Origin of the sequence: Streptomyces spongiae, assembly GCF_009377185.1 — a bacterium.
GTDB classification, from domain to species: domain Bacteria; phylum Actinomycetota; class Actinomycetes; order Streptomycetales; family Streptomycetaceae; genus Streptomyces; species Streptomyces spongiae.
This window is the reverse complement of the sequence record NZ_VJZC01001013.1, coordinates 1-1,717: the sequence shown is the minus strand read 5'-3', so window position 1 is coordinate 1,717 and position 1,717 is coordinate 1. Positions and strand designations below refer to the sequence as shown.

Genomic DNA, 1,717 nt, shown 5'->3' with positions numbered 1-1,717 from the left:
GACGGGAGGCGAGAGGGCGGGTCGCTGATCGACGGGTTTCTGGTCGAGCGGGTGGCCGAGTCCGACTACGCGGGGCCGCTCGCAGCGTTGGCACAGGTCGTGTCGCCCGAGCCCGTCCTCGGGCCCGACCTGCTGGGGCTCGCCCGGGCCGTTGCCGATCGGTATGCGGGGAGTCTGGCGGATGTGCTGCAGCTGGCCGTTCCGCCGCGGCACGGGCGGGCCGAGGCCAGGGAGACGAGCGCGCCGCCGCCCGCCCCCGCGGGGCCGGAGCCGGGCTCCTGGCGACGGTACGACAGGGGAGCGGATTTCCTGAAGGCCCTGGCCGCGGGCGGAGCGCCTCGTGCCGTGTGGACCGCGCTGCCCGGGCCCCAGTGGGCCGAGGAGATCGCGCGGGCCGTGCAGGCCACGCTCGCTTCGGGGAGGGGCGCTCTCGTCGTCCTGCCGGCCGGGCGGCCCGTCGCGCGGGTGGACGCCGCGCTGCGGGAGCTGGTGGGCGAGGGACACCACGCCGTGCTCACGGCCGATGCCGGGCAGGAGCGGCGGTACCGGGAGTGGCTGTCCGTGCGGCGGGGAGCGGTGAGGGCCGTGGTGGGGACGCGGGCCGCCATGTTCGCGCCTGTCCGGGACCTCGGGTTGGTCGTCGTCTGGGACGACGGCGATGCCAGTCACAGTGATGACCGCGCGCCGTTTCCGCATGTGCGCGAGGTGCTGGAGCTGCGGGCCACACGGGACAAGTGTGCTTTTCTGCTCGGGAGTTGGAGCTGCACCGTTGAGGCGGCGCAGCTCGTCGAGAGTGGTTGGGCCGCGCCGATCGTCGCCGATCGGGAGCAGGTGCGAGCCGCCGCTCCGCTGGTGCGGACCGTGGGCGACGCCGAGCTGGCGCGGGACGAGGCCGCGCGGGCGGCCCGGCTGCCGAGCCTCGCCTGGCAGATCGTCCGGGACGGGCTGCGGCACGGGCCGGTGCTCGTGCAGGTGCCGCGGCGGGGGTACGTACCACGGCTGGCCTGTGCGCGGTGCCGGGAGCCGGCGCGGTGCCGGCAGTGTGCGGGTCCGCTTGAGGCCCAGGAGGCCGGTGGCGGCGCGCTGCGCTGTGGGTGGTGCGGGCGCGAGGAGGGAGCCTGGCACTGTCCGGAGTGCGGGGGCTTCCGGCTTCGGGCGCAGGTCGTCGGGGCGCGACGGACCGCCGAGGAGCTCGGGCGGGCCTTCTCCACGGTGCCGGTGCGGACCTCCGGGCGGGAGCAGGTCCTGGACACCGTGTCGGCGGACCCCGCCCTGGTGGTGAGTACGCCGGGTGCCGAGCCGGTCGCCGAGGGCGGGTACGCGGCCGCCCTGTTGCTGGACGGGTGGGCCATGCTCGGCCGCCCCGATCTACGGGCCGGGGAGGACGCGTTGCGGCGGTGGATCGGAGCCGCCGCGCTCGTACGGGACCAGGGAGCGGGCGGCACGGTGGTGGTCGTCGCCGAACCGACGTTGCGGCCCGTGCAGGCGCTCGTACGGTGGGATCCCGTCGGGCATGCCGTGCGGGAGCTCGGCGAGCGGGCCGAGCTGGGGTTTCCGCCCGTGTCGCGGATGGCGGCTGTGTCGGGTACGGCGGAGGCGGTGGCCGAGTTCCTGGCCGCCACCGAACTGCCGCGTGATGCCGAGGTGTTGGGCCCTGTTCCGTTGCCCGTCATGGATGCCGGGCGGCCCCGGAGGGCGGGGGCGCCACCGCCGGGGG

At 76.3% G+C, this 1,717-nt stretch carries 1 protein-coding gene; it reads left to right on the top strand.

What is annotated here, in order from left to right; all coding sequences use genetic code 11:
- Window positions 1-1,717 (top strand): primosomal protein N' (locus tag FNH08_RS49690; RefSeq protein WP_152778579.1); only part of this gene is annotated, 1,717 nt, incomplete at both ends.